This window comes from Massilia sp. Root335 (assembly GCF_001425685.1).
In the GTDB taxonomy this organism is placed as follows: domain Bacteria; phylum Pseudomonadota; class Gammaproteobacteria; order Burkholderiales; family Burkholderiaceae_D; genus Telluria; species Telluria luteola.
Map to the genome: position 1 here is coordinate 252,053 of NZ_LMCY01000048.1, position 23,693 is coordinate 275,745.

A 23,693-nucleotide genomic window follows, 5' to 3' on the forward strand; every position below is an offset into this window, starting at 1 on the left:
TCCACTTCATGAAACGCAGCACCGACACCGAAACCCTGTCCGACCCCAGCTTTGCGCGCGCCGTCATCGACTGGCAGCGCGCCCATGGCCGCCACGCCCTGCCCTGGCAAAACACGCGCGACGCCTACCGCATCTGGCTCTCCGAAATCATGCTGCAGCAGACGCAGGTGACGGCGGTGCTGGGGTATTACGCGCGCTTCCTGGAGCGCTTCCCGACCGTGCACGACCTCGCGGCGGCGCCGTCGGAAGACGTGATGGCCCACTGGAGCGGCCTCGGTTACTACACGCGGGCGCGCAACCTGCACGCATGCGCCAGGCGCATCGTCGCGGACTACGGCGGCGTGTTCCCGAGCGACCCGGCGCTGCTGGCCGACCTGCCCGGCATCGGCCGCTCGACCGCCGCCGCCATCGCCGCATTCTCCAGCGGCGCGCGCGCCGCGATCCTCGACGGCAACGTGAAGCGCGTGTTCGCGCGCGTGTTCGGCATCGACGAATACCCCGGCATCAAGCCGGTGGAAGACGCGCTGTGGCGCCGCGCCGATGCCCTGCTGCCGGAAGGCGACGGCATCGAAGCCTATACGCAGGGCCTGATGGACCTGGGCGCCACGCTGTGCACGCGCGGCAAGCCGGATTGCGGCCGCTGTCCGCTGCAGGCGCGCTGCGTGGCGTTTGCGACCGACCGCACGTCCGTGCTGCCCGTGCCGAAGCCGAAAAAGGCGACGCCGGAACGGCGCGCGCTGATGCTGGCCATCGTCGACAACGGCCAGGTGCTGCTGCAGCAACGGCCGGACTCCGGCATCTGGGGCGGCTTGTTGTCATTGCCCGAATACGACGGCCACGTGGCGCTGGATGAAGCGGACGACGTGCCACCGACGACGCTCGCCGGCGCCGCCGGCGAATTCGGCAACGTCGCCGACGTGGAACCGCTGCTGCCGCTGGTGCACGGCTTTACCCACTACCGCCTGCACATCCAGCCGTACCGCGTCGGCCTGAACGCGCGCGGCGCCACGCCGGCCGGCCACGTGTGGTGGGACCTCGCGACCAGCGCCGACGCGCCGCTGCCGGCACCGATCAAGAAGCTGCTGGGACAACTGGCAGCGCCGTCGCTGTTCAGCTAACACCGGGGTCAGAGCCCGATTTTTGGAAATTGCCCAAAACCGGGCTCTGACCCTAATGCCGTTAAGTTAAGCGTGATTTCAGCCAGTTTAGGACCGGTAAGGTCCGCGCGAAGCCCTTGAAAAGGCCACTCAGATGTTAGTCGGAGCGGTCTTTTGGGCCTTAACTTAACGGCATTAGGCTCTGACCCCGAATTGTCGCGATTTTTGGAAATTGCCCAAAACCGGGCTCTGACCCCGAATTGTCGGCTACTGACAGGAATTGACACGGGAGCTCCCTACACTGGCCGCACTGTCAACCAGCCAAGGAGAACCACCATGCTGACCCCAACCTACACCGTCCTCTACGTCGCCGATCCGCACGCGAGCGCACGCCTGTACGCCACGCTGCTGGACACCCAGCACATCGAAGCGTCGCCCACCTTTGTGCTGTTCATGCTGGAAAACGGGCGCATCCTGGGCCTGTGGGCGAAGTCCGCCGCCGAACCGGCCGCCGACTTCCACGGCAGCGGCAGCGAGCTCGCGTTCCGTGTCGGGGACGATGCCGAGGTCGATGCGCTGCACGATAAATGGCGCGAGACCGGGCTGCGCATCCTGCAGGCGCCGACGCGGATGGATTTCGGTTATACGTTCACGGCCGCCGATCCGGATGGGCACCGCCTGCGCGTGTTCGCGCGCAGCGAGTGAACGTCGCCCGCGCAGGCGGGGCCCAAGGCACCACCCACCGTCGCCCCCGTGCAGGCGGGGGCCCAAGTTTGCGGAGCGGCACCGCTTCGAAATTGGATTCCCGCCTGCGCGGGAACGACGTATGCTCTGAAGGTATCGACTGACGGATGTTCAGAAGCTACCGAGTGACGTATGTTCAGAACGTATCGAGCGAATAGATGCGCCGGTGTTCCTTGATCGCATACCGGTCCGTCATCCCGGCGATGTAATCGGCGATCTTGCGTGCCTGCTTGATCGTGTCGCCTGAGGCCGCCTGGTAATCCGGCGGCAGCAGCACCGGGTCGGTCATGAAGGCATCGAACAGCTCGTGCACGACGCGGCTCGCCTTCACGCGCATGCGATTCACCTGGTAGTGGCGGTACAGGTTCGCGTGCAGGAAGCGTTTCAGGGCCGTCGTCTCCGCGCGCATCGCCTGCGAAAAACGGATCAGCGGCGGCCCCGCGCGCACGTCCTCGATGCTCTGCGGCGCGGCGTCCGCCAGAAGTTCGGCCGACGTCGCGGCCAGGTCGGCCGTCATCGCCGTGATCATCAGGCGGATCGTCTCGTACAGCTCGCGCCGGCCCGGCAGGCCCGGGTACTGCCGCACGACCTCGCGGTGCAGGCGCGCAAACAGGTCCACCTCTTCCATCTGCTTCATCGTCAACAGGCCGGAACGCAGGCCGTCGTCGATGTCGTGGTTGTTGTAGGCGATTTCGTCGGCGAGGTTCGTCAGCTGCGCTTCCAGGCTCGGTTGCGTCCTGTCGATGAAGCGCTGGCCGAGTTCTCCCAGCTGGCGCGCGTTCGCCAGCGAGCAGTGTTTCAGGATGCCTTCGCGCGTCTCGAACGTCAGGTTCAGGCCGTCGAAGGCGCCATAGTGCTCTTCCAGGTGATCGACGACGCGCAGGCTTTGCAGGTTGTGCTCGAAGCCGCCGTAGTCCTTCATGCAGTCGTTCAGCACGTCCTGGCCGACGTGGCCGAACGGCGTGTGGCCGAGATCGTGCGCGAGGGCCGTCGCTTCGACGAGGTCCTCGTTCAGGCGCAGGCTGCGCGCCAGCGTGCGCGCGATCTGGGCCACTTCGATCGAGTGCGTGAGGCGGGTGCGGAACAGGTCGCCCTCGTGGTTGAGGAAGACCTGGGTTTTATATTCGAGCCGGCGGAACGCGGTCGAGTGGATGATGCGGTCGCGGTCGCGCTGGAACTCGCTGCGCGAGCCCGGCGCGGCTTCCGGGTGGCGACGCCCACGGCTCTTCGACGACTGCGCCGCGTAAGGAGCCAGGTGGGCGTCGAAGTCGATCATGACGTGCACGCCCTCAAGGTGGCATCCAGCAGATCGCGCGGCGCGTTCGTGATGCTCGGGCTGCCCAGCGGTTTCAGGAGGATGAACTTGATGGCGCCGCCCTCGTTCTTCTTGTCGACTTCCATCAGCTCGATCCAGCGCTCGACGCCCAGGTCCGGCGCCACCACGGGCAGCCCGGCCGCCTGCACCAGCGCGCGCACGCGCTCGAGCGCGGCGGCGTCGATCAGGCCCAGGCGGCGCGACAGGTCGGCCGCCATCACCATGCCGCAGCCGACGGCCTCGCCGTGCAGCCATTCGCCATAGCCCAGGCCGGACTCGATCGCGTGGCCGAAGGTGTGGCCGAAATTCAGCACCGCGCGCAGGCCGCCTTCGCGCTCGTCGCGCGCGACGACGTCCGACTTGATCTCGCACGAGCGCGCGATCGCGTGCGCGAGGGCCGCGTGATCGCGTGCCATCAGCTTGGCGATGTTCGCCTCGATCCAGTCGAAGAAGCCGGCGTCGAGGATGGCGCCGTGCTTGATGACTTCCGCCAGGCCGGCCGACAGTTCGCGCGCGGGCAGCGTGTCGAGCGTCGCGGTGTCGGCGATGACGGCGCGCGGCTGGTAGAACGCGCCGATCATGTTCTTGCCCAGCGGGTGGTTGATGCCGGTCTTGCCGCCCACGGACGAATCGACCTGCGCGAGCAGCGTCGTCGGGATCTGCACGAACGGCACGCCGCGCATGTAGGTGGCGGCGGCGAAGCCGGTCATGTCGCCGATCACGCCGCCGCCCAGCGCGACGAGCGTCGTCTTGCGGTCGCATTTATTCGCGAGCAGCGCGTCGAACACCTCGTTCAGGCTCTCCCAGTTCTTGTACTCCTCGCCGTCGCGCAGGATGATGGACACGACCTCGCGCCCGGCCGCGCGCAGCGGCGCGGCGACCTTTTCCAGGTACAGCGGGGCGACGGTCGTGTTGGTGACGATGGCCACCTTGCCGCTGCCGCCGATGTGGCGCTGTAAAAGGGAGGAATCGTCCAGCAGGCCGCGTCCGATCGCGATCGGATAGCTGCGGTCGCCCAGCTCGACGTTAAGGGAAATGCATGTCTGTTCGTTCATTGTCGGTTTTGCCTTGGACCGTGCGTCCGCGGAAGCGGTCTCCGCGATCTGGTCCAGAATTGTCTGAACCATCGATTGTACGTTAGGTCGGCCCGTATCGATGACGATGTCGGCGATCTCGCGGTACAGCGGCTCGCGTTGCTCGGTCAGGTCTTCCAGCTTGCGGCGCGGGTCGGCCGTCTGCAGCAGCGGACGGTTCTTGTCGTGCGCCGTGCGCTGCAGGATGCTGGACACGCTGGCGCGCAGGTAGATCACGGTGCCCCGCTCGGCCAGCAGCGCGCGGCTGGCCGGGTTCAGCACGGCGCCGCCGCCGGTGGCCAGCACGATGCCGTTCTGGGACGTCAACTCGCGGATCACGTCGGCTTCGCGGCGGCGGAAGCTGGCCTCCCCTTCGATCTCGAAGATCCACGGAATCGTGGCGCCGGTGCGCGCCTCGATCTCGTGGTCGGAATCGATGAAGGTCAGGTCCAGGCGCCGCGCCAGCAGCCGGCCGATGGTGGTCTTGCCGGCTCCCATCAGGCCGACGAGGAAGATGTTGTTGTTCTTACAGTCAGACACGTGTACGAGTTCAAATAAAAACGGCCAGGTATGCCCTGGCCGTTCTGTTGCAATCGGGCATCCCCTAAGAAAACTTACGGGCAGGTGAACGACAGTTTAAACGGAATAATGGTCGCCAAGCCAGAAGGCGTGGTAACCGACACGTTGAACGAGGCCTGGGCCGGCGAGCATTGGGTCGGATTCGTGCTCGAAATACTGAACACGTGCGTGGAGCCCTGCGGGTCGGCGCCGACCGTCATCCCGGTCGGATCGTCCACGTTGACGTTCGAATGCGGCGCGATATTCGGCACGGTGCCGGGCATCACCGGGGCGGCATTGCCGTTGAGCATGCTCGTGATCTCGACCTTGGAACCGGCCGGCATCGGGTTGTTGTTGAGGTCGTTCAGCTGCAGCGCAAACACCTTGGTCGCGCTGCCGCTGATGCTGCCGAGGTCGACGGGCTTGGTCAGGTCCAGCGGCGTCGCGCTGCCGTCCATGTACACGTACTTCACGCTGCTGCCGCTGAAGAAGATGGCCGTCCTGTCGAACACGGTGTTGGTGCCGTCCGTCGAGCTGGCGCAGATCGTGGCCAGGCCGGGGCGGGTCGCGTCCGGGGTCGCGGCATTGCACGGCGTGGCCGGCAGGCCCGGCGTCGCCGCCCGCGGCGCCTGCGTGCGGAACGCAACCGAGCACACGCCGTTGACGGTATTGCAGCCGCCCTTGTCGGACGAGCCGATGGCGCCCATATTCGTCTGGAACACGACCGGCGTGCCGTCCGGGACCGGGTTGCCGAAGGCGTCGGCCAGCATCACCTGCACGTTCGTGGCCGACGGATTGTCCAGGGTCCAGCCCTCGACGTTGAACGAGCCGGAGCTCAGCGAGAACGCGCGCTGCACCGGCAGGCCCGTCGTCACGACGATCGAGTCGGACAAGGTGGAGATGTCGGCGCCGCCGTTGGTGGCCGTGCCCGGAAGCGTGGCCTGGACGCGGAACGACGTGGGCACGCTGCCCGAATTCACGGTCGTCACGACCTGGCCGGTGGCGTCGGTCGTATCGCTCGCCTTGTTGATCTTGACGGACGTCGACGCCGTGGTGAAGTTCACCAGCTTGCCGGCGAGCGGGTTGCCGAAGATGTCGACGACCTTGAAGGTCAGCGTGGCCGTCTCGGTGCGGCCGTTGCCGCCCTGGCCCTGGATCACGATCGACTGGTTCGTGGGCGACGCGCCGACGAACTGCACGGACGCGGCGGCCGGCGGGGCGATCGTCAGCGTGGCCGATGCCGACTTGGCGACGCCGGCCGCCGACACGGTGATCGTATCGTTGTTGGCGCAGCCCTTGTCGCGATACACCGTCTGGACGGTGCCGTTATTGGTCGGCACGGTCGCGGCCAGCGTCGCCTTGCCGGCCGTGACGCAGGCGGAGCTGAAGCTGACGTTGACCTGCTGGTCCGTGTACTTGCTCGATCCGTTCAGCACGTCGACGGACAGCACGGTCGAGCCATAGGCCTGGATGGCGGCGGGGCTGGCGCTCAGGGTGCCGAAGGTCAGCGTCGTGGCGCCGACCGAGTAGTTGGCGGTGCCGGTCGCAGTCGTGCCGGCCACGTTCGACGTGGCGGTCACGGTGCCCGCGCCGCCGGCGGCCAGGCTGGCGGCGCGCATGGAGATGCTCGCGACGCCGTTGACGTCGGTGAGCGCGGTGCCGGCGGTCGGCGAGAACACGGCCAGCGCATTGTCGGTGGCGAAGGTCACGATCGCGTTCGGGACCGGCTTCTTGCTGGCGTCCAGCACGGTGGCCTTGACGGTCAGCGGCGTGGCGCCGGTGAGCGCGGTGGACGAGGCCCCTGCGGCATTCGTGAAGCCCAGCGTGACGGTCGGCGCCGCGGTCGCGGTGGTGCCGGTGCCGGTGCCCGTGCCCGTGCTGCCGGAGCCCGTACCGCCGCTCACCGTCCCGGGATTGCCGCCGCCGCCGCCGCACGCGGTCAGCACCATGGCCATCATCAGGCCGGCCGCGCGCACGCCGTGGCGCGCCGCGGATTCAGTCGTGAAATTCTTCATGTGTTTGCTGTTATGGATGGTTCTGTCAATGGCCGTTCTGCAGGCGCTCGGCCACGATCTTCGGCGTGATGAAGACGAGCAGCTCGGTCTTGGTGTTCTCGCGCGACGTCGACTTGAACAGGTTGCCCACGACGGGGATGTCGCCGAACAGCGGCACCTTGCTGTCGTTGTGGGTCTCGGTCATCTGGTAGATACCGCCCAGCACCACCGTGCCGCCGTTCTCGACCATCACCTTCGTCTTCACGTGCTGGGTGTTGATGGCGAAGCCCGCCGTGGTCGACTCGCCCTTCGAATCCTTGGCGACGTCCACGTCCAGCACGACGTTGCCGTCCGGCGTGATCTGCGGCGTGACTTCCAGCTTGAGGTTCGCCTTCTTGAACGTGACCGACGTGGCGCCGCTGCTGGTGGCCTGCTGGTACGGCAGCTCGACGCCCTGCTCGATGATGGCCGGGACGTTGTCTTCGGTGACGACGCGCGGGCTGGAGATGATCTTGCCCTTGCCGTCCGCTTCCAGCGCCGACAGTTCCAGGTTGAGGAAGCGGTTCGCGGCCGAGGAGAACAGCGAGAACGCGATCGTCGGCGCCGTCACGCCGTTGATGCCGGACGCCGGCAGATTGACCAGCGTGCTGTTGGTATAGCCGTCGCCCTTGTCCGGGGTCTGGCCCGTGATCTGGCCCACGCCCGTCAGGTTGCCGCCGATCGCCACGCGCTGGTTGCCGCTGACCTGGTAGCCCGAATCGCCGCCGCGCAGGTTGCGCAGGTCGGCGAAACCGAGCTTGGCGCCGAGGTTGCGCGAGAAACCGTCGTTGGCTTCCACGAGGCGCGCTTCGACGAGCACCTGCTTGGTCGCGACGTCCGTCTTCTGGATCAGTTTGCGGATGTCCTCGATCTTGGACGCGATGTCGGTCACGAACAGCTGGTTCGTGCGCGGATCGATGATGGCGCTGCCGCGCTTGGACAGCACGCGGTTCTTGCCGCCGCCGTCGCTGCTCGCGCCGCCGCCCTGGTCCAGGCCGAACACGGTGCGGAACGCTTCCGCCTTCTGGTAGTTCAGCTGGAAGATCTCGGAATGCAGCGGCTCCAGTTCGGAGATCTGGGCGCGCTGTTCGAGCTCCAGCTTTTCCTTGGTCAGCAGTTCTTCCTTGGGCGCGATCCACAGCACGTTGCCGTTCTTGCGCATGTCCAGGCCCTTGGCCTGCAGGACGACGTCGAGCGCCTGGTCCCACGGCACGTCCTTCAGGCGCAGCGTGAGGTTGCCGGTGACGGAGTCGCTCGTGATGATGTTCAGGCCCGAGATGTCGGCGATCGCCTGCAACGCCTGGCGCACCTCGACGTTCTGGAAGTTGAACGACAGCTTCTCGCCCCGGTAGCCGGTGCCGCCGGCGCCGCCGGCCGGTCGGTTCGGGTCTTCCTTCACGGGCTTGACGTCGATGACGAGCTGGGTGTCGCTCTGGTAGACGCTCTGCTCCCAGTTGCCCTGGGTGTCCACGACCATGTGCGTGTTCTCTCCCTGCGGCGTGGTCGTGATGCGCGACACGGGCGTGCCGAAGTCCGTCACGTCCAGGCGGCGGCGCAGCGAGGGCGGCACGCCGGTCTTGAGGAAGTCGACCAGGATCTGCGCGCCAACCTGGCGCACGTCGACGGCGACCTGGCCGTTCGGCAGGTCGACGACGATGCGGCCTTCGCCGTTACTGCCGCGGCGGAAATCGAGGTCGCGCAACAGCTGGGATGCCACCGGCGCGGCGGCCGGTGCGACGGCCGGCTGGCCGGACGCATCGACGGCACGCGCGGGCGCGCCCGAGCCTTCGACGGTGACGATGACGTCCTTGCCGTCGACGGCGGCGGCATAGTTCAGCACGCGCTTGAGGTTCAGCACGAGGCGCGTGCGCGCGCCCGCCTGCACGACGTTCACGCTGCGCACGTCGCCGAGGTTGATGTCCTGGGCGTTCTTGCCGGTGGCGTTGGCGGTGGCGCCGAAATCGAGGGCGATGCGGGCCGGATTGGTGATCGAGAAGCCGATCGGCGGCTGCTTCGGCGCCTCCTTCATGGCCACTTTGATGACGACGTTGCCGCCCTGCTGATTGGCGCTGATCGACTCGATCGCGTTGTCCTGGGCCCAGGCGCCCGCCGCGGCCAGCGCCAGCAGCAGTCCGCCGGCGACGGAAAGGAATCGGGTCATTTATGGTTCTCCTTGGTTTGCAGCTCCAGCTTCGTCACGCGGCCGGACCATTCTCCGGCGGCGTCCTGCACCACTTCACGGATGTCGATGGCGTCCTCGCCCACGTGCGTGACGACGCCGAAATTCTGGCCGATGCGCTGGCCCGTCTTCACCTGATACAGCGAGCGGTCCACCTGCAGCAGTGCGTAGCGGGTGCCGCCCTTTTCCATCGTGCCGACCATCTGCATGGTGTCGAGCGGGAAGGTCTCCAGCAGCTCGCGCGGCCGCTGCAGGTCCGGCTGGTTCGGGTTGTTCGAGGTCGCCGCGGTGCGGGCCAGTTCGCCCAGCAGCTTGTTCGGATCGAACGGGTCGACGGCGTCCTTCGCGCCATAGGCGTAGGGCAGGAAATCCTTGGGGGCGGCCAGCGGCTTCACGGTCGGATGGGTGTCGTGCTTCACCTGTTCCATCCAGTCGCGCACCTCGCGCACGTCGGAATCGCCGCAGCCGGCCAGCAGCGCGGACGCCAGCGCCATCCCCATCACGATGCGCGCGCTCATGCCTTGCTCCCCTTGCCGTCCTTGCCGTTCTTCTTGCTCTTGCGCGCCTTCGCCTGCGCGTCCAGTTCATCCTGGTCGAGGTAGCGGAAGGTCTTGGCGATGGCGTCCAGCGACAGCGTGCCGTCCTTGCCGGCCGTGAGGGCCAGGTTGTTCAGGGTGACGATGCGCGGCATCTTGGCCATGTCGGCCGCGAACTCGCCGATGTCGTGGTAGTGGCCCGTGACCTTGATGTCGATCGGCAGCTCGGCATAGTAATCCTTGACGACGACCTGGCCCGGCTTGAACAGCTCGAACTGCAGGCCGCGCCCGATGCCGGCCTGGTTGATGTCGGACAGCAGCGCCGCCATCTCGGCCTTGCTCGGCAACTGCTTTTCCAGGCGCTCGACGTAGAGGTTCACCTGCTGCTGCTGGGCCTCCAGCGCGTCCAGGTTGATGGCCTGCGCCATCTTGATCTTGTAGTCGTCACGCAGCTTGAGTTCCTGCGCGGCGAGTGCATCCTGTTCCTCGAACTGGCCGCTCCAGTAAAAGAAGTAGCCGAGGCCCATGACGGCCGCCATCACGCCGGCCGCGCACAACAGGCGCGGCGCCAGCGGCCACAGGCCCGGATGGCGTCCCTGCAGGCCCTCGAACTGGGCCGCCAGGTCGGCGAAAGACTGTTTCAGATCGATGTTCATGACTTGGTGCCTGCCGTGGTTGCGGCGTTCGCGCCCTTTTTCGCGGCGGCCGGCTTGCCGTCGTCGTCGTTCTGGCGGGCGCGCTTGATCGCGACGTTCAACGTGAATTCGACGACCTTGCGTCCGGTCTTGCTCTGCGCGAGCGTGGCGGCGCGCACCTCGGTCAGGTCCGGGCGCTCGAGCCACGGCGAGTTGCCGGACAGGTTGCGCAGCAATTCCGCCACGCGCTCCTGCGACTGCGCATAACCGTTCAGCATCACGCGCTGGCCGTCCTGCTTGAAGCCCTTGAGGTACACGCCGTCCGGCGTCTGGCGCACCAGTTCGTCGAGCAGGTAGACGGGCTGGTTGCGGTCGCCCTGCAGGTCCTCGACGGCCTGCTGGCGCGCCTTCAGGCCCTCGATCTCGGACTTCAGGCTGGCGATCTTGCTGATCTTCTTGTCCAGGTCCGCGTTGGCGTTCTTGAGCACCAGATTGCGTTCGTTGTGGACCGCGATGCGGCTCGCGTTGTAGCCGCCCACGAGCAGCACGAGCGCGGCGCCGGCGACGCCGCCCAGGGCCAGCAGCGCGGCGAACGCGGCCTGCTTCTGCTTGCGCTTCGCTTCCCGGTGCGGGAGCAGGTTAATGCGGATCATCAGCCGAACCTCCGCAACGCCAGGCCGCAGGCGACGAGATAGCCGGGTGCGTCGTTGCGCAGCTGCTGCTCGCGCACGCTGGCGCCAAGCTGCATGCCGTGGAACGGCGCCACGACGGAAGTCGCGATGCGCGTACGGCCGGCGATGATGTCGGGCAGGCCGGCCAGCTGGGCGCTGCCGCCCGCGAGGCAGATCTGGTCGATGCGCGTGTACGGCGTCGACGTGTAGAAGAACTGGATCGCGCGCGTGACTTCCAGCGCGGCGTTCTCCAGCCAGGGCGCCAGCAGGTCGGCGCGATAATTGTCCGGCAGGTCGCCGGCCTTCTTGCGCGTTTCCGCTTCCTCGAACGAGAGGCCGTAGGCGCGCACGATGTCCTGGGTCAGCTGCACGCCGCCGAACGGCTGCTCGCGTTCGTAGACGGTCTCGCCGTTCTGCAGCACCGAGACGTGGGTGGCCTGGGCGCCGATCTGGAACAGCGCGACGATGCGGTCCTTCGGGCCGTTGTCGCCGTCGAGCAGGCGCTGCAGCGCGGCGCGCGCTGCATACGATTCGATGTCCATCACGGTGGCCGTCAGCCCCGCCGCTTCGGCGATGGCGACGCGGTCCTCGACCTTTTCGCGGCGCGCGGCGGCCAGCATCACTTCCATGTCCTCGGGCGAGTTGCCGGCCGGCCCGATCACGTCGAAGTCGAGGCTGACCTCGTCCAGCGCGAACGGGATATACTGGCTGGCCTCGGACTCGACCTGCACTTCGAGCTGGTCTTCCGGCAGGCCGGCCGGCAGGATGATTTTCTTGGTGATGACGGCGGCTGGCGGCATGCCGAGCGCCACGTGCTTGATGCGCGTGCCGCTCTTCTGCACGACGCGGCGCACCGCGTCCGACACCGCTTCGATATTCTCGATGTTGCCGTCGACGACGGCGCCGCGCGGCAGCGGTTCGGCCGCATGGCGTTCGAGCCGCAATTCGCCCTTGCCGCCATCGGACAACTCGACCAGGCGCACGCCGGACGTACTGATGTCGAGTCCGACCAATGGCGGGCTCTTCTGTCCGAACAAGGAACCTAGACTGATCACGAGCGCACTCCCTCTCTGCTACTTCTGCGTTCCTGAAATGTCGGAACGGCTTTGAACGCCCGCGTGGGGAACTATTGAAAAATCATGGATATAGTGCGGATATATCAGGCACTGCATTGAATCGTAGCAATACTGATGTGCAAGGACAAGAAATTTCTACACGGGAACATATCCAGGCGAAGCAGGAAAGCGACACTTCGTTACTCCCTGATATCGATCAATATTGTCACCGCTTCCACACCTGTTGTTCGCTTGTCTATCAGTGCCTCAAAAACGCCCCTGCCTTATAATGAACTGGATCAATAAAGCGACCCCACATCCCGCATGAAAGCATCCCAAAACGGGGGCAGCCCCGCGCCGCAGTCTTCTTCGCCCAAGCACACTCCCAAGCGCATCCTCCTGACCATCCTCGCCACCCTTGCGGGCCTGGCCGTCTGCGGCGTGCTGGTGGTCGTGTTCGCGCTGGCGATGGCCTATCCGAACCTCCCCGCGCTCGACACGCTCACCGACTACCGGCCCAAGATGCCGCTGCGGATCTTCACGGCCGACAACGTGCTGATCGGCGAATTCGGCGAGGAGCGCCGCACCCTCGTCCACTTCAAGGAGATTCCAGACGTGATGAAGAAGGCCGTGCTCGCGATCGAGGACGACCGCTTCTACGAACACGGCGGCGTGGACTACTGGGGCATCCTGCGCGCGGCCATCCACAACGCCACCGGCGGCGCGCGCCAGGGCGCCTCGACCATCACCCAGCAGGTGGCGCGCAACTTCTTCCTGTCCTCCGAACAGACCCTCAAGCGCAAGGCCTACGAGGCCCTGCTGGCCTACAAGATCGAAAAGAACCTCACCAAGGACCAGATCCTCGAGGTGTACATGAACCAGATCTACCTGGGCCAGCGCGCGTTCGGTTTCTCGTCGGCCGCGCAGATCTACTTCGGCAAGGACCTGAAAGACATCTCGATCGCGGAGGCGGCGATGCTGGCCGGCCTGCCGAAGGCGCCGTCGGCCTACAACCCGGTCGTCAATCCCAAGCGCGCGCGCGTGCGCCAGCAGTACATCCTGGTGCGCATGCACGACCTGCACTACATCACGGACGCCCAGTTCGAACAGGCGAAGAACGAGGAACTCAAGATCAAGACGGACAGCACGGCATTCGGCGTGCACGCCGAATACGTGGCCGAGATGGCGCGCCAGCTGGTCTACGAACAGTTCAAGGAAGACACCTATACGCGCGGCCTGAACGTGTTCACGACGATCACCAAGGCCGACCAGGACGCCGCCTACCTGGCGCTGCGCCGCGGCGTGATGGACTACGAGCGCCGCCACCCGTACCGCGGCCCGGAAAAATACATCGAGATCCCGTCCGCCAAGGGAGAAGCCGACGAAGCCATCGAGGCGGAACTGGCCGAGCATCCGGATTCGGACGACATCGTCGCCGCCGTCGTGCTGTCGGCCTCGCCCACGCAGGTGAAGGCCGTGCTGGCGTCGGGCGAGGACATCACGATCGCGGGTCCGGGCCTGGCGTTCGCCAAGGACTGGCTGTCGCCCAAGGCGGCCGAGACCCGGCGCGTGCGCCGCGGCGCCGTCATCCGCGTGACGCAGGACGGCGGCTCGGCGTGGAACATCACGCAGCTGCCGGAAGTGGAGTCCGCCTTCATCGCGGTCAATCCGGACGACGGCGCGATCCGCGCGCTGGTCGGCGGCTTCGACTTCAACCGCAGCAAGTTCAACCACGTCACGCAGGCCTGGCGCCAGCCGGGGTCCTCGTTCAAGCCGTTCATCTATTCGGCATCGCTGGAACGCGGCTTCTCGCCCGCGACCGTCATCAACGACGCGCCGATCTCGTTCGACGCCGGATCGACGGGCGGCCAGGCGTGGGAACCGAAGAACTACGACAACAAGTACGAAGGCCCGATGACGATGCGGCGCGGCCTGACCAAGTCGAAGAACATGATCTCGATCCGGATCCTGAACAAGATCGGCGCCCGCTACGGCCAGGAATACGCGACCCGCTTCGGCTTCGACCCGGACAAGAACCCGCCTTATTTGACCCTGGCGCTGGGCGCGGGCGCGACGACGCCGCTGCAGATGGCCGGCGCCTATTCCGTGTTCGCCAACGGCGGCTACCGCATCAGCCCCTACATCATCTCCAAGGTGACGGATGCGGACGGCAAGGTGCTGTCGGAAGCGCGTCCGGACCGCGCCGGCGTCGACGCCAACCGCGTCATCGACGAGCGCAACGCGTGGCTGATGGACAGCATGCTCAAGGACGTGGCCCGCTACGGCACGGCGGCCAAGGCGCAGCAGATCCTGAAGCGCCCGGACATCGCGGGCAAGACGGGTACGACGAACGATTCGATCGACGCCTGGTTCGCCGGCTACCAGCCGCACCTGGTGGGCATCGCGTGGATCGGCTACGACCAGCCGCGCAACCTGGGCAACCGCGAGACCGGCGGCGGCCTGGCGCTGCCGATCTGGATCGGCTTCATGCAGAAGGCGCTCAAGAACGAGCCGGTGGTCGAGCGCCCGGTGCCGCCGGGCCTCGTGCAGTACGGCGAGGAGTACTATTACGCCGAGAACCCGCCGGGCACGGGGGTGCAGTCGGTCGACGTCGGGCCGGCGCAGCCGGCGTCCGAGCAGAAATCGCGCGACGCGGTGCGCAACGAGTTGTTTTAATTTCCGACGCCGCGTCGTGCCGGCGTTACGGTCGTGCCGGCGTTACGCGTGGGCGGGGCCGCCCACCGGCCGTAGGGTGGGCACCCCGTGCCCACCATGCGCACGCCGAGGAATTCAACGCAATTTGACGGGCGCCCCGCCCTGCTCCGTGGCGAAATCGGACAACGACGTGAAGAACTCCGTGTCGTTGCGCGTATTGCGCCACTCGTCGCCCACGCGCTTGTAATGGAAACCGCCGGCCCGCGCCGCGATCCACATTTCCTGCAGCGGCGCCTGGCTGTTGACGATGATCTTCGAGCCGTTGTCGACGAACTCGATCTCGAGGACGTTGCCGCTGCGCTTGCACTCGACGTCGACCACGTCCTGCTCGAACAGGCGGTCGAACGCCTGTTCGATCTCGTTCAGGGTGGACTCGGCCAGGGCCAAAAATTCGGATTCGGTCATGCTACACTCCAAGGTCTGCTAATCAAACCGTGATTCTAAACGTGAAGTCCCCATTTGCGCTCCTGACAAGCCTGGCGACCCTGATGGCGCTGTCGGCCTGCGGCCAGACCGGCCCGCTCACCATGCCGAAACCGCCCGCCCGGATCCCCGCCGCGAACACCAACGCGGCCGCGACCGGCACCACCAAGAACACGGCCACGCCGGCCATCCAGATCTCGCCCCCGGCCCCCGCCGCCGGCGTGACGGTCCCCGCCGCCGGCTCGAACGCGAACAATACCGAGGCGCCCAACCAGCCCCCGCCGGCCACCCAACAGTAAGCACCGATTCCATGTCTCACTTCACTTATCAAGACGGCGTCCTGTACGCCGAACGCGTTCCCCTGTCCGCCATCGCCACCGAACACGGCACCCCGACCTACGTCTATTCGAAAGCCCAGCTGCTGGAAAACTTCGCCGGCTACGCGCGCCCGTGCGCGGGCCGCGATGCGCTGGTCTGCTATGCGATGAAGGCCAACTCCAACCTGGCCATCCTCGACCTGCTGGCGCGGCAAGGCGCCGGCTTCGACATCGTGTCGGGCGGCGAACTGCTGCGCGTGATCGCCGCCGGCGGCGACCCGGGCAAGGTGATCTTTTCGGGCGTCGGCAAGACCGCGGCCGAGATCGCGCTGGCGCTCGAGAAGGGCATCCTGTGCTTCAACGTCGAGTCGATTCCGGAACTGCACCGCATCAACGAAGTCGCCGGCCGCATGGGCAAGCGCGCGCCCGTCTCGCTGCGCGTGAACCCGAACGTCGACGCCAAGACCCACCCGTACATCGCGACCGGCCTCAAGGCCAGCAAGTTCGGCGTCGCGTTCTCGGACGCGCTGGCAACCTACCGCACGGCCGCGCAGCTGCCGCACCTGGACGTCGTCGGCATCGACTGCCACATCGGCTCGCAACTGCTGGACGACGCCCCGCTGCTGGAAGCGCTGGACAAGCTGATCGAACTGATCGACACGCTGGCGAGCGAAGGCATCCACATCCACCACCTGGACGTGGGCGGCGGTCTCGGCATCGACTACGGCACGGGCGAGTCGTCGCCGGTGCCGATCGCCCACTACGTCGAGCGCGTGTTCGCGCGCGTGGACGCCTGGCGCGCCGAGAAGCACGGCGGCCGTCCGCTCAAGGTGATCTTCGAGCCGGGCCGTTCCATCGTGGGCAATACGGGCGTGCTGCTGATGGCCGTCGAGTTCCTCAAGCCGGGCGAGGAAAAGAATTTCTGCGTCGTCGACGCCGCCATGAACGACATGGCGCGCCCGACCCTGTACCAGGCCTGGATGGACGTCAAGCCGGTCGTGCAGCGTGACGGCGCGGCCGTCACGTACGACCTCGTCGGCCCCGTGTGCGAGTCGGGCGACTGGCTGGCCCGCGACCGCGACCTGGCCGTCGAGCCGGGCGATGTGCTGGCCATGATGGCGGCCGGCGCGTACGGGTTCACGATGGCCTCGAACTACAACACGCGCGGGCGTGCGGCCGAGGTGCTCGTCGATGGCGACCAGGTGCATGTCATCCGTCGCCGCGAAAATCCGGCGGACCTGTTCGCGCTCGAAACCATCGTCAAATAACCGCTTCTCCGCTGCGTGAAAACGTCGTCCCCGCGAAGGCGGGGACCCAAGTTTCCAGGTTCATTCCCTCCCCCTCGACCGGTCATCCGGCCACATCTGCGCCGCACACGCGGCCGCCTGGTCATTCCACCGGCCGCCGAGGTCGAGACACCGTTCGAGCACCCCATAGCGCGGCCGCCCCATGCCGAAAACGAGCACGAGGGCCAGGACCACGACGATTACCAGCGCAAGGGGCCACTTCATGTCAGGCAGTATGCATCAGGGTCTCCGGTCACGATCGCACGGATGCAGGCGCAGGACGTTTTTCGGCGCGGGCGGAGGTGCGGCCCACGCTCCACCACACGCGCAGCAGCAGGAGCACGGCGACGACGCTGCCCCAGACGATGGGCTGCTCGAAGTTGTGCTTGCCCGCCTTCATCCACCAGTAGTGCAGGATCGCCAGCGGCGCGATCAGGTAGATCAGCTTGTGCAGCCGGGCCCAGTTGCGGCCCAGGCGTTTGATCATGGCGTTCGTGCTCGTCGCGGCCAGCGGGATGAGCAGCACGAAGGCGGCGAAGCCCACCGTGATGAACGGCCGCTTGAGCACGTCCTTCCACATGGCGGCCACGTCGAAGAAATGGTCGAACCACAGGAAGGTGGTGAAATGCATGAACGCGTAGAAGAACGTGTAGAGGCCGACCATGCGCCGCAGGCGGACGAGCCAGTTCCAGCCCGTCAGGCGCCGCAGCGGCGTGACGGCGAGCGTGGCGCACAGCAGGTACAGGGCCCAGTCGCCGCTGCCGTGCGTGAGGAACTCGACGGGATCGACGGGCACGCCGGTCGCGGTCAGCCACGCCATGCGCAGGAACGGCAGCAGCGCCAGCAAGAACAGGACAGCCTTCAGGGCCTTGAACTGCCTGGGGGTCGGATTGAACGCCATGGCCGGCCCGCTCAGAAATACTTCTTGAGGTCCATGCCCGTGTACAGCGAGGCGACCTCGTTATAGCCGTTGAACATCAGCGTCTTGCGCTTGGGCGTGAACAACCCGCCTTCGCCGATGCGCCGCTCCGACGCCTGCGACCAGCGCGGATGGTCGACGTTCGGATTCACGTTCGAATAAAACCCGTATTCCTCGGGCGCGATGCCGTTCCACGCCGTGCGCGGCTGGTCGCGCGTAAAACGGATCTTGACGATGGATTTGGCTGACTTGAAGCCGTATTTCCATGGCACGACGATGCGCACCGGCGCGCCGTTCTGGTTCGGCAGCACCTGCCCGTACATGCCGACCGTGAGCAGCGCGAGCGGATGCATGGCTTCGTCCATGCGCAGGCCTTCGATGTACGGCCACTCGAGCACGCGGCTCTTCACGCCCGGCATCTGGCTGCGGTCGGCCAGGCTCGTGAATTCGATGTACTTGGCGTTGCCGGTCGGCTCGACCTGCCGGATGAGGCTGGCCAGCGAATAGCCGACCCACGGGATCACCATCGACCAGCCCTCGACGCAGCGCAAGCGGTAGATGCGCTCTTCCAGCGGGGCCAGCTTGACCAGGCGGTCGAGGTCGAGCGTCATCGGCTTTTTCACCTCGCCTTCGATCTGCACGGTCCACGGCCGGGTGCGCAAGGTGTGCGCATTGGCGGCCGGGTCGGCCTTGTCGGTACCGAACTCGTAGAAATTATTGTAGTGGGTGGCGTCCTCGAACGGCGTCTGCTTCTCGTTCGTCGAAAACGCGGGATTGCGCGTGGCCGGCAGCTTTTGCACGGTGCCTTGCGCGAAGGCTTCGCGATTGGCCATTTCCCACAGCGAGGAGCCGGCCACGGCCGTCGCCGCGACCCTGGCGAGGAAGGCGCGCCGGCCTTCGTAGACCTCGCGCGGCGTGATTTCGGACGGGAACGGCAAATCGATGCCGTTCGGATTTTTTCTGATCAACATGGCGGCTCCGGCAGTAAATAGTGTTTCGCGCGACATATCAACGTTACACCATCTGCCGCCCCCGGGTCGTCCAGGCGGGCATTTGTTACCAAATGCCGCCTACCGACATAAACGGACATATTACAGCTTGCCGTACGAGTGCAACCCGGACAGGAACATGTTCACGCCCAGGAAGGCGAACGTCGTCACGACCAGGCCGATGAGGGCCCACCACGCCGCCGCGCGGCCGCGCAGGCCGGACATCAGGCGCATGTGCAGCCAGGCCGCGTAGTTCAGCCAGACGATCAGCGCCCACGTCTCTTTCGGGTCCCACGACCAGTAGCCGCCCCACGCCTCGGCCGCCCACAGCGCGCCCAGGATGGTGGCGACGGTGAAGAACGCGAAGCCGACGGAGATGGCCTTGTACATCACGTCGTCCAGCACTTCCAGCGCCGGCAGGCGGTCGGCGAAGATGCCGTGCGACTTCAGCAGGTAGGCCGCGCCGACCATCGCCGCGAGCGAGAACGTGCCGTAGCCGATGAAGTTGGCGGGCACGTGGATCTTCATCCACCAGCTTTGCAGCGCGGGCACGAGCGGCTGGATCTCGGCGGCGTCGCGCGCCACCGTGTACCACAGCAGGAAGCCGACGGCGGCCGAGATCACGAGCAGCACGAACGGCCCCAGCTGGCGCGTTTTATAGCGCTGTTCGTAGTACAGGTAGAACAGCGCCGTGATCATCGAGAACAGGATGAACACTTCGTACAGGTTCGACACGGGGATGTGCCCGACGTCCGCGCCGATCAGGTAGGACTCGTACCAGCGCACCATCATGCCCGTGAACCCGAGCACGACGGCGGCCCAGCACAGCTTGGAGCCGACGCTGCCGCCGAACGGCGAACGCGTGAGCAGGCCGAGCCAGTAAAACGCGGTCGAGAACACGAACATCGCGCTCATCCACAGGATCGCGGACTGGCTCGAGAGCATGTACTTGAGGAAGAATTTCTGGTTGGCGGCGTCGAGCGAGCCGCCGTACAGCTGCACGGCCCACAGCGCCAGCAGGGCCACGAGGGGCATCAGCCAGCGCACCGGCTTGAAGGTCCAGCCGACGAAGGCGAACACGGGCGCTGCCAGCACGAGGATCGCCCGCTCGTAGACGTCCATGTAGGCGCCGAAGCGCTGCAGCGCGAACAGCGCGGCGGCCAGCAGGGCGGCGCCGAACAGCCAGTCGACGGCCGTCAGGCGCTTGAAGAAGCCGGGGGGCCGGGTGTACGCGCCGCGGTCCGGCACGCCGGCATGCGATTGCGATGGAATGTCCATGGATGTCTCCTTTGTTGCTTGCTTTTCGAAGCTTACGCCGATTGCGGCAATTTGTTCTTCAGGTCGTCGAATTCGCGCTCGAAATCGAGGGTCTTGCGTTGCGTGCTCATCGCCATCAGCGCGTGCGTGCCGCCGTCCGGCGCCGGCTTCACCCACACCCAGACGCGGCGCTCGCGGATATAAAACATCGAGAAAATGCCCAGCACCAGCAGCAGGCAGCCGACATACACCACTTTCTTGCCCGGCGAACGCGTCACCTGCAGCACGGAGGCCTTGATCTCCTTGAAATCGTCCAGCGCCAGGAACACGGGCGCGCCATAGAAAAAGCTGTCGGACAGCGCATTCGTCGCCTGTTGCAGGAAGCGGCCATGGGTCTCGGTCGGCGTCACGGGCGCCGCGCCGTCGCGCGCACGCGCAGCCTGCCACAGCTCCCACATTGCGCCGTTGAGCATCTTCATGAATACGGTCGCGGCCTTTTCCTGCTCGGCGGCGGGGATGCGTTCGAGGAATTTCGACACGGCGAGATAGCCGCCCTGGTTGCCGTCGCCGGCAAAGATCGCCAGCGTCTTGGCGGCCGATTCCTGCAACTGCGTGGCGAGGGTCCCGCTCGCATCGCCCGGCGGCAGCGCGCGCGCGGCGTAGCGGCGCGCGGCTTCCGCGCGCAGCGCCGGATCGGCCAGCGCGGCCCGCAGGCGCATCCATTCGCGCACGCCGTGCTCGTCGTCGGCCGGGATGCGCATGAAGCTGAACGGGTCGGACGGATTGGCCCGCACGCCGGCCAGGAACACCTCATGGCCTTCCAGCGTCACGGGCTGCATGTAGTTCAGGAATTCGCGCGCCTGTCCGGTCTTGTCGCGCAATTTGTATTGGACGCTGGGCCCGACATTTTTTAATTCCTTGTTGCCGGCGTTCTTGGCGGCCGAGCCCGTGTGCTGGGACAAGGTCTGGGCAAACTGTTCCTCGAAACTCTTACCTTTCGCGACGGCGCGGGCATCGTTGTTCTGGCTCGTGTTCTCGACGTTGAACGGCCGGAAGCCCGACCACTCGACGGCGTACGTGTCGGCGCCCTGCTTCAGTTCGGTCGAGGTGCCGACTTCGCCGTCGATGGCGAACGATTTGTCGCCCGTGCCCGTCATCGGCCAGCCCGTCAACTTGAGCTTGCTGCCGCCATCGTCGAAGCTGGACTGGTAGACGGCGACGCCGCGGTAGATCAGCGGCTGGTTGACCTTGATGGTGGCGGGGAACGTCTTGCCCGTCTCGTGGTCGCGGATCACGACTTCGCTGGCGAACAGCTTGGGCATGCCCGTCGTGTAGAAGTCGATGATGAATTTTTTCAGTTCGATCGTGAACGGCAGGTCTTGCACGAGCACGCCGTCGGCCTGCTGCAGGAGTGCCGTGTCGCTGGCCTGGCCTTCCGGAATCATGGTGTTGCCGCGGAACGTGGGGTTGCCGAGGCCGAGGCGGTGCTGCGGCGCGATGGCCGAGATCAGGCCCGTGCCGGCATATGGCGTCTTCCCCATGAACCATTCCTGGAAACGGATGGGCAGGTTCGAATCGAGCAGGCCGCCCAGCAGGATCACGATGATGGCCGTGTGCGCGAAGATATAGCCGAACTTGTTGGCGGCCCCTTTTTTTGCGGCGACGAGCACGCCGCCCGGCTTGTCGACCATCTTCGTCCGGTAGCCGGCGTCGACGAGGCGGGACGCCGTCTGCTGGGCCAGCGGGACCATGGCCAGCGGCGCCGTCCATTCGGTCCGATGGTGGAAGTTGCGCAGCGATTCCTCGCGCACGGCATCGCGCCAGCTGCGCATGTCGCGCAGGAATTTCGGCGCATTGCGCGCGATGCACAGGCTCGTCGAGACGATCAGGAAACCGAGGATCAGCAGGAACCACCAGGCCGAATAGACCGTGTACAGGCCGATCTTGCGGAACACCTCGAACCAGAACGGGCCGAACTGGTTCACGTAATCGGGCATCGCCCGGTCCTGCTGCATGATGGTGCCGATGATGGCGGCGATCGCGATCATCACCAGCAAGGTGATCGCGAAACGCATCGAGGACATCAATTCGACCGCTTCGGCCAGGCCGCGCCGGCGCGTTTTCAGTTCAATTCCGGTGGTGCTCATCGACTTTCACTCTAGATACAACATTCAACGAGGATACAACAAAAGGGCGCCCCGCTTGCACGGTCGCCCTTCCCTGTTGTTTCCGCCGGTTGTTTTAGTTTAGGCCGATTAGTCGGCTCGATTATCCGGGGCCAGCAATACCAGTCATTACTTCAGGCCGGCAATGTAATCCGCGACGGCTTTCATTTCATCGTCCGACAGGCGCTTGGCCAGCGTGGCCATCTGCGGGCTGTTGCTGCGCGCGCCGCTCTTGAACGCCTGCAGCTGGGTGACCGTGTAATCCTGGTGCTGGCCCGCCAGGCGCGGATACTGGACCGGCAGGCCCGCACCGGTGGCGCCGTGGCAGCTGGCGCAGGCGGCCACGCCGCGGTCCGCGATGCCGCCGCGATAGATCTTGCGGCCCAGTTCGAGCGTGTCCTTGTTGCGCGCGGCGCCCTGCTTGGGCTGCTGCGTGGCGAGCCAGGCGGCGATGTTTTTCTTTTCGTCGTCGCTCAGCATCTTGGCATACGTCGTCATCACGGGCTGGTTGCGGGCCGGTGTCGTGAAGTCGACGAGCTGCTTGTGGAGGTACGTATCGATCTGGCCGGCCAGCCTGGGATTGGTGTTGATGGTCGAATTGCCGCCGGCGCCGTGGCAGGACGCGCAGGCCGGCAGGCCGCGGGCGTTGTCGCCGGTGTCGTAGAGGGAACCGCCCTTGGCCGGATCGGCCTTGGCGGCGGCCGGGGGCGCATGGGCCGCGTCCGCTGCAAGAGCGCTGCCCACGAGGACGAAACTGGCCAGCAAGGACTTCACGATCGCCGCGCATGCGGCCGGTTGGAACACACGATTCATTCAAGCACCCTGAAAAAGTCGAAGATAATCAGGATCCGGAGATCCTTCTTGCAGTTGCAGTGCAGCGGTCATGCTCGTGCTCCCGCGCCGATGGTCCATCCTTCAGGCTCGCCGACGACAGGTAACTCCCTATTGTACAATAGCCTTTGTTTCCTGCCCTCACCTTCGTTGTCTTTTTCGCTTCACTTCCCTCATGTCCAAACTCTGGCAAGCCCGTTTCTTCACGACCGTCAACCAGTTGCGGGATCTTCCCAAGACGCAGGTGCCGGAAATCGCCTTCGCCGGCCGGTCCAATGCGGGCAAATCGACGGCGATTAATATCCTGACGAATCAGAAGGGCCTCGCATTCGCGTCCAAGACGCCGGGCCGCACGCAGCACATCAATTTCTTTTCGATCGGCGGCGCCCACGTCGCCATGCACCGCAAGGACCCGACCAACGTCGAGGAGATCCAGGGCCTGCTCGTCGACTTGCCCGGCTATGGCTACGCGGAAGTGTCGGGCGACGCCAAGCTGCATTGGCAAAGGCTGCTGGGCGACTACGTGCAGCGCCGCGAACAGCTGGCCGCGCTCGTCCTGATCATGGACTCGCGCCGCCCGTTCACCGAGCTCGACATCCAGATGCTGGAATGGTTCGCCCCGACGGGCAAGCCGATCCATTGCATCCTCACGAAGGTCGACAAGCTCAACCGCAACGAATCCGTCAACGTCCTGCGCCAGGCGCGGCAGGTGCTGGACAGCTATGTCGACGAGGATGGCAACGGCTTTCCGTTCACCGTCCAGCTGTTCTCGGCGCTCAAGCGCGTCGGCATCGACGAAGCCAACGACAAGATCATCGAACTGCTCGGCCTGGACGCGGACCCGGATGCGGATGCCGGCCAGGCCGACGCCGACGAATAATTTGCTACGACCGCA

General features: G+C 65.9%; 20 protein-coding genes. 6 read left to right on the plus strand and 14 right to left on the minus strand.

What is annotated here, in order from left to right:
- Window positions 1–8 precede the first annotated feature (8 nt).
- Both mutY and ASC93_RS24940 read left to right on the plus strand, forming a co-directional pair.
- Window positions 9–1,118 carry an A/G-specific adenine glycosylase gene (gene mutY / locus ASC93_RS24935; protein ID WP_056449065.1) on the plus strand — a complete coding sequence of 370 codons (1,110 nt, stop codon included), beginning with the start codon at window positions 9–11 and terminating at the stop codon, window positions 1,116–1,118.
- A 315-nt stretch (window positions 1,119–1,433) separates the two neighbouring features.
- The gene (locus tag ASC93_RS24940) at window positions 1,434–1,802 is read left to right on the plus strand and encodes a VOC family protein (protein ID WP_056449069.1); all 369 of its coding nucleotides are present in this window, start codon (window positions 1,434–1,436) and stop codon (window positions 1,800–1,802) included.
- 175 nt (window positions 1,803–1,977) lie between these two features.
- Here ASC93_RS24940 and ASC93_RS24945 read toward each other — a convergent pair whose 3' ends face one another.
- The 8 genes from ASC93_RS24945 to ASC93_RS24980 all read right to left on the minus strand — a co-directional run bounded on the left by ASC93_RS24945 (window position 1,978) and on the right by ASC93_RS24980 (window position 11,896).
- Window positions 1,978–3,117, minus strand: a complete 1,140-nt coding sequence (locus ASC93_RS24945) for a deoxyguanosinetriphosphate triphosphohydrolase (protein ID WP_056449072.1) — start codon at window positions 3,115–3,117, stop codon at window positions 1,978–1,980.
- Window positions 3,114–4,769, minus strand: coding sequence for a bifunctional shikimate kinase/3-dehydroquinate synthase AroKB (gene aroKB, locus ASC93_RS24950; protein WP_157202114.1), 1,656 nt, complete (start codon window positions 4,767–4,769; stop codon window positions 3,114–3,116). The genes ASC93_RS24945 and aroKB overlap by 4 nt, the downstream gene beginning before the upstream one ends.
- Before the next feature lie 74 nt (window positions 4,770–4,843).
- Window positions 4,844–6,802, minus strand: coding sequence for an Ig-like domain-containing protein (locus ASC93_RS24955; RefSeq protein ID WP_056449074.1), 1,959 nt, complete (start codon window positions 6,800–6,802; stop codon window positions 4,844–4,846).
- 25 nt (window positions 6,803–6,827) lie between these two features.
- Window positions 6,828–8,981, minus strand: coding sequence for a type IV pilus secretin PilQ (pilQ, locus tag ASC93_RS24960; RefSeq protein WP_056449077.1), 2,154 nt, complete (start codon window positions 8,979–8,981; stop codon window positions 6,828–6,830).
- A complete protein-coding gene (locus tag ASC93_RS24965; RefSeq protein WP_056449080.1) occupies window positions 8,978–9,517 on the minus strand; it encodes a pilus assembly protein PilP in 540 nt (179 codons plus the stop codon). The genes pilQ and ASC93_RS24965 overlap by 4 nt, the downstream gene beginning before the upstream one ends.
- A complete protein-coding gene (locus tag ASC93_RS24970) occupies window positions 9,514–10,191 on the minus strand; it encodes a type 4a pilus biogenesis protein PilO (RefSeq protein ID WP_056449083.1) in 678 nt (225 codons plus the stop codon). The genes ASC93_RS24965 and ASC93_RS24970 overlap by 4 nt, the downstream gene beginning before the upstream one ends.
- A complete protein-coding gene (locus ASC93_RS24975; protein ID WP_056449086.1) occupies window positions 10,188–10,823 on the minus strand; it encodes a PilN domain-containing protein in 636 nt (211 codons plus the stop codon). Before ASC93_RS24975 ends, ASC93_RS24970 begins: the two co-directional genes overlap by 4 nt.
- Complete coding sequence (locus ASC93_RS24980) at window positions 10,823–11,896, minus strand: pilus assembly protein PilM (protein WP_056449088.1); 1,074 nt, start codon at window positions 11,894–11,896, stop codon at window positions 10,823–10,825. The genes ASC93_RS24975 and ASC93_RS24980 overlap by 1 nt, the downstream gene beginning before the upstream one ends.
- A 324-nt stretch (window positions 11,897–12,220) precedes the next feature.
- Between ASC93_RS24980 and ASC93_RS24985 the strand changes: the two genes are divergently transcribed.
- Complete coding sequence (locus ASC93_RS24985; RefSeq protein ID WP_056449091.1) at window positions 12,221–14,572, plus strand: penicillin-binding protein 1A; 2,352 nt, start codon at window positions 12,221–12,223, stop codon at window positions 14,570–14,572.
- 114 nt (window positions 14,573–14,686) lie between these two features.
- On the opposite strand, the gene cyaY is transcribed toward ASC93_RS24985, so the two are convergent.
- Window positions 14,687–15,016 (minus strand): iron donor protein CyaY, encoded by a 330-nt coding sequence (gene cyaY / locus ASC93_RS24990; RefSeq protein ID WP_056449094.1) that lies wholly within the window; start codon window positions 15,014–15,016, stop codon window positions 14,687–14,689.
- 41 nt (window positions 15,017–15,057) lie between these two features.
- On the opposite strand from cyaY, the gene ASC93_RS24995 reads away from it, so the two are divergent.
- Window positions 15,058–15,333, plus strand: a complete 276-nt coding sequence (locus tag ASC93_RS24995; protein WP_157202115.1) for a lipoprotein — start codon at window positions 15,058–15,060, stop codon at window positions 15,331–15,333.
- Between the two features lie 11 nt (window positions 15,334–15,344).
- Window positions 15,345–16,619 carry a diaminopimelate decarboxylase gene (gene lysA, locus ASC93_RS25000; protein ID WP_056449099.1) on the plus strand — a complete coding sequence of 425 codons (1,275 nt, stop codon included), beginning with the start codon at window positions 15,345–15,347 and terminating at the stop codon, window positions 16,617–16,619.
- A gap of 271 nt (window positions 16,620–16,890) precedes the next feature.
- On the opposite strand, the gene ASC93_RS25010 is transcribed toward lysA, so the two are convergent.
- From ASC93_RS25010 to ASC93_RS25030, 5 genes are all read right to left on the minus strand, one after another.
- On the minus strand, window positions 16,891–17,538 hold the full coding sequence (locus ASC93_RS25010; RefSeq protein WP_056449105.1) for a sulfite oxidase heme-binding subunit YedZ: 648 nt from the start codon (window positions 17,536–17,538) through the stop codon (window positions 16,891–16,893).
- An 11-nt stretch (window positions 17,539–17,549) separates the two neighbouring features.
- Complete coding sequence (gene msrP / locus ASC93_RS25015; RefSeq protein ID WP_056449108.1) at window positions 17,550–18,527, minus strand: protein-methionine-sulfoxide reductase catalytic subunit MsrP; 978 nt, start codon at window positions 18,525–18,527, stop codon at window positions 17,550–17,552.
- 120 nt (window positions 18,528–18,647) lie between these two features.
- On the minus strand, window positions 18,648–19,823 hold the full coding sequence (ccsB, locus tag ASC93_RS25020) for a c-type cytochrome biogenesis protein CcsB (RefSeq protein WP_056449111.1): 1,176 nt from the start codon (window positions 19,821–19,823) through the stop codon (window positions 18,648–18,650).
- A gap of 32 nt (window positions 19,824–19,855) precedes the next feature.
- Entirely contained in the window at window positions 19,856–21,949 is a 2,094-nt protein-coding gene (locus ASC93_RS25025) for a cytochrome c biogenesis protein ResB (RefSeq protein WP_056449114.1), read from the minus strand.
- A 147-nt stretch (window positions 21,950–22,096) separates the two neighbouring features.
- On the minus strand, window positions 22,097–22,780 hold the full coding sequence (locus ASC93_RS25030; RefSeq protein WP_056449117.1) for a cytochrome c: 684 nt from the start codon (window positions 22,778–22,780) through the stop codon (window positions 22,097–22,099).
- Between the two features lie 193 nt (window positions 22,781–22,973).
- Here ASC93_RS25030 and yihA point away from each other — a divergent pair, with 193 nt between their 5' ends.
- The gene (gene yihA / locus ASC93_RS25035) at window positions 22,974–23,678 is read left to right on the plus strand and encodes a ribosome biogenesis GTP-binding protein YihA/YsxC (RefSeq protein WP_056449121.1); all 705 of its coding nucleotides are present in this window, start codon (window positions 22,974–22,976) and stop codon (window positions 23,676–23,678) included.
- Window positions 23,679–23,693 lie beyond the last annotated feature (15 nt).

Bases quoted from the DNA above. Each gene is read 5' to 3' on its own strand.
- mutY (WP_056449065.1), top strand. From the start codon at position 9: ATGAAACGCAGCACCGACACCGAAACCCTGTCCGACCCCAGCTTTGCG.
- ASC93_RS24965 (WP_056449080.1), bottom strand. From the start codon at position 9,517: ATGAGCGCGCGCATCGTGATGGGGATGGCGCTGGCGTCCGCGCTGCTG.
- cyaY (WP_056449094.1), bottom strand. From the start codon at position 15,016: ATGACCGAATCCGAATTTTTGGCCCTGGCCGAGTCCACCCTGAACGAG.
- ASC93_RS24945 (WP_056449072.1), bottom strand. From the start codon at position 3,117: ATGATCGACTTCGACGCCCACCTGGCTCCTTACGCGGCGCAGTCGTCG.
- lysA (WP_056449099.1), top strand. From the start codon at position 15,345: ATGTCTCACTTCACTTATCAAGACGGCGTCCTGTACGCCGAACGCGTT.
- ASC93_RS25030 (WP_056449117.1), bottom strand. From the start codon at position 22,780: ATGAATCGTGTGTTCCAACCGGCCGCATGCGCGGCGATCGTGAAGTCC.
- ASC93_RS25010 (WP_056449105.1), bottom strand. From the start codon at position 17,538: ATGGCGTTCAATCCGACCCCCAGGCAGTTCAAGGCCCTGAAGGCTGTC.
- ASC93_RS24975 (WP_056449086.1), bottom strand. From the start codon at position 10,823: ATGATCCGCATTAACCTGCTCCCGCACCGGGAAGCGAAGCGCAAGCAG.
- pilQ (WP_056449077.1), bottom strand. From the start codon at position 8,981: ATGACCCGATTCCTTTCCGTCGCCGGCGGACTGCTGCTGGCGCTGGCC.
- ASC93_RS24985 (WP_056449091.1), top strand. From the start codon at position 12,221: ATGAAAGCATCCCAAAACGGGGGCAGCCCCGCGCCGCAGTCTTCTTCG.
- ccsB (WP_056449111.1), bottom strand. From the start codon at position 19,823: ATGGACATTCCATCGCAATCGCATGCCGGCGTGCCGGACCGCGGCGCG.
- ASC93_RS24970 (WP_056449083.1), bottom strand. From the start codon at position 10,191: ATGAACATCGATCTGAAACAGTCTTTCGCCGACCTGGCGGCCCAGTTC.
- ASC93_RS24940 (WP_056449069.1), top strand. From the start codon at position 1,434: ATGCTGACCCCAACCTACACCGTCCTCTACGTCGCCGATCCGCACGCG.
- ASC93_RS25025 (WP_056449114.1), bottom strand. From the start codon at position 21,949: ATGAGCACCACCGGAATTGAACTGAAAACGCGCCGGCGCGGCCTGGCC.
- yihA (WP_056449121.1), top strand. From the start codon at position 22,974: ATGTCCAAACTCTGGCAAGCCCGTTTCTTCACGACCGTCAACCAGTTG.
- msrP (WP_056449108.1), bottom strand. From the start codon at position 18,527: ATGTTGATCAGAAAAAATCCGAACGGCATCGATTTGCCGTTCCCGTCC.
- ASC93_RS24955 (WP_056449074.1), bottom strand. From the start codon at position 6,802: ATGAAGAATTTCACGACTGAATCCGCGGCGCGCCACGGCGTGCGCGCG.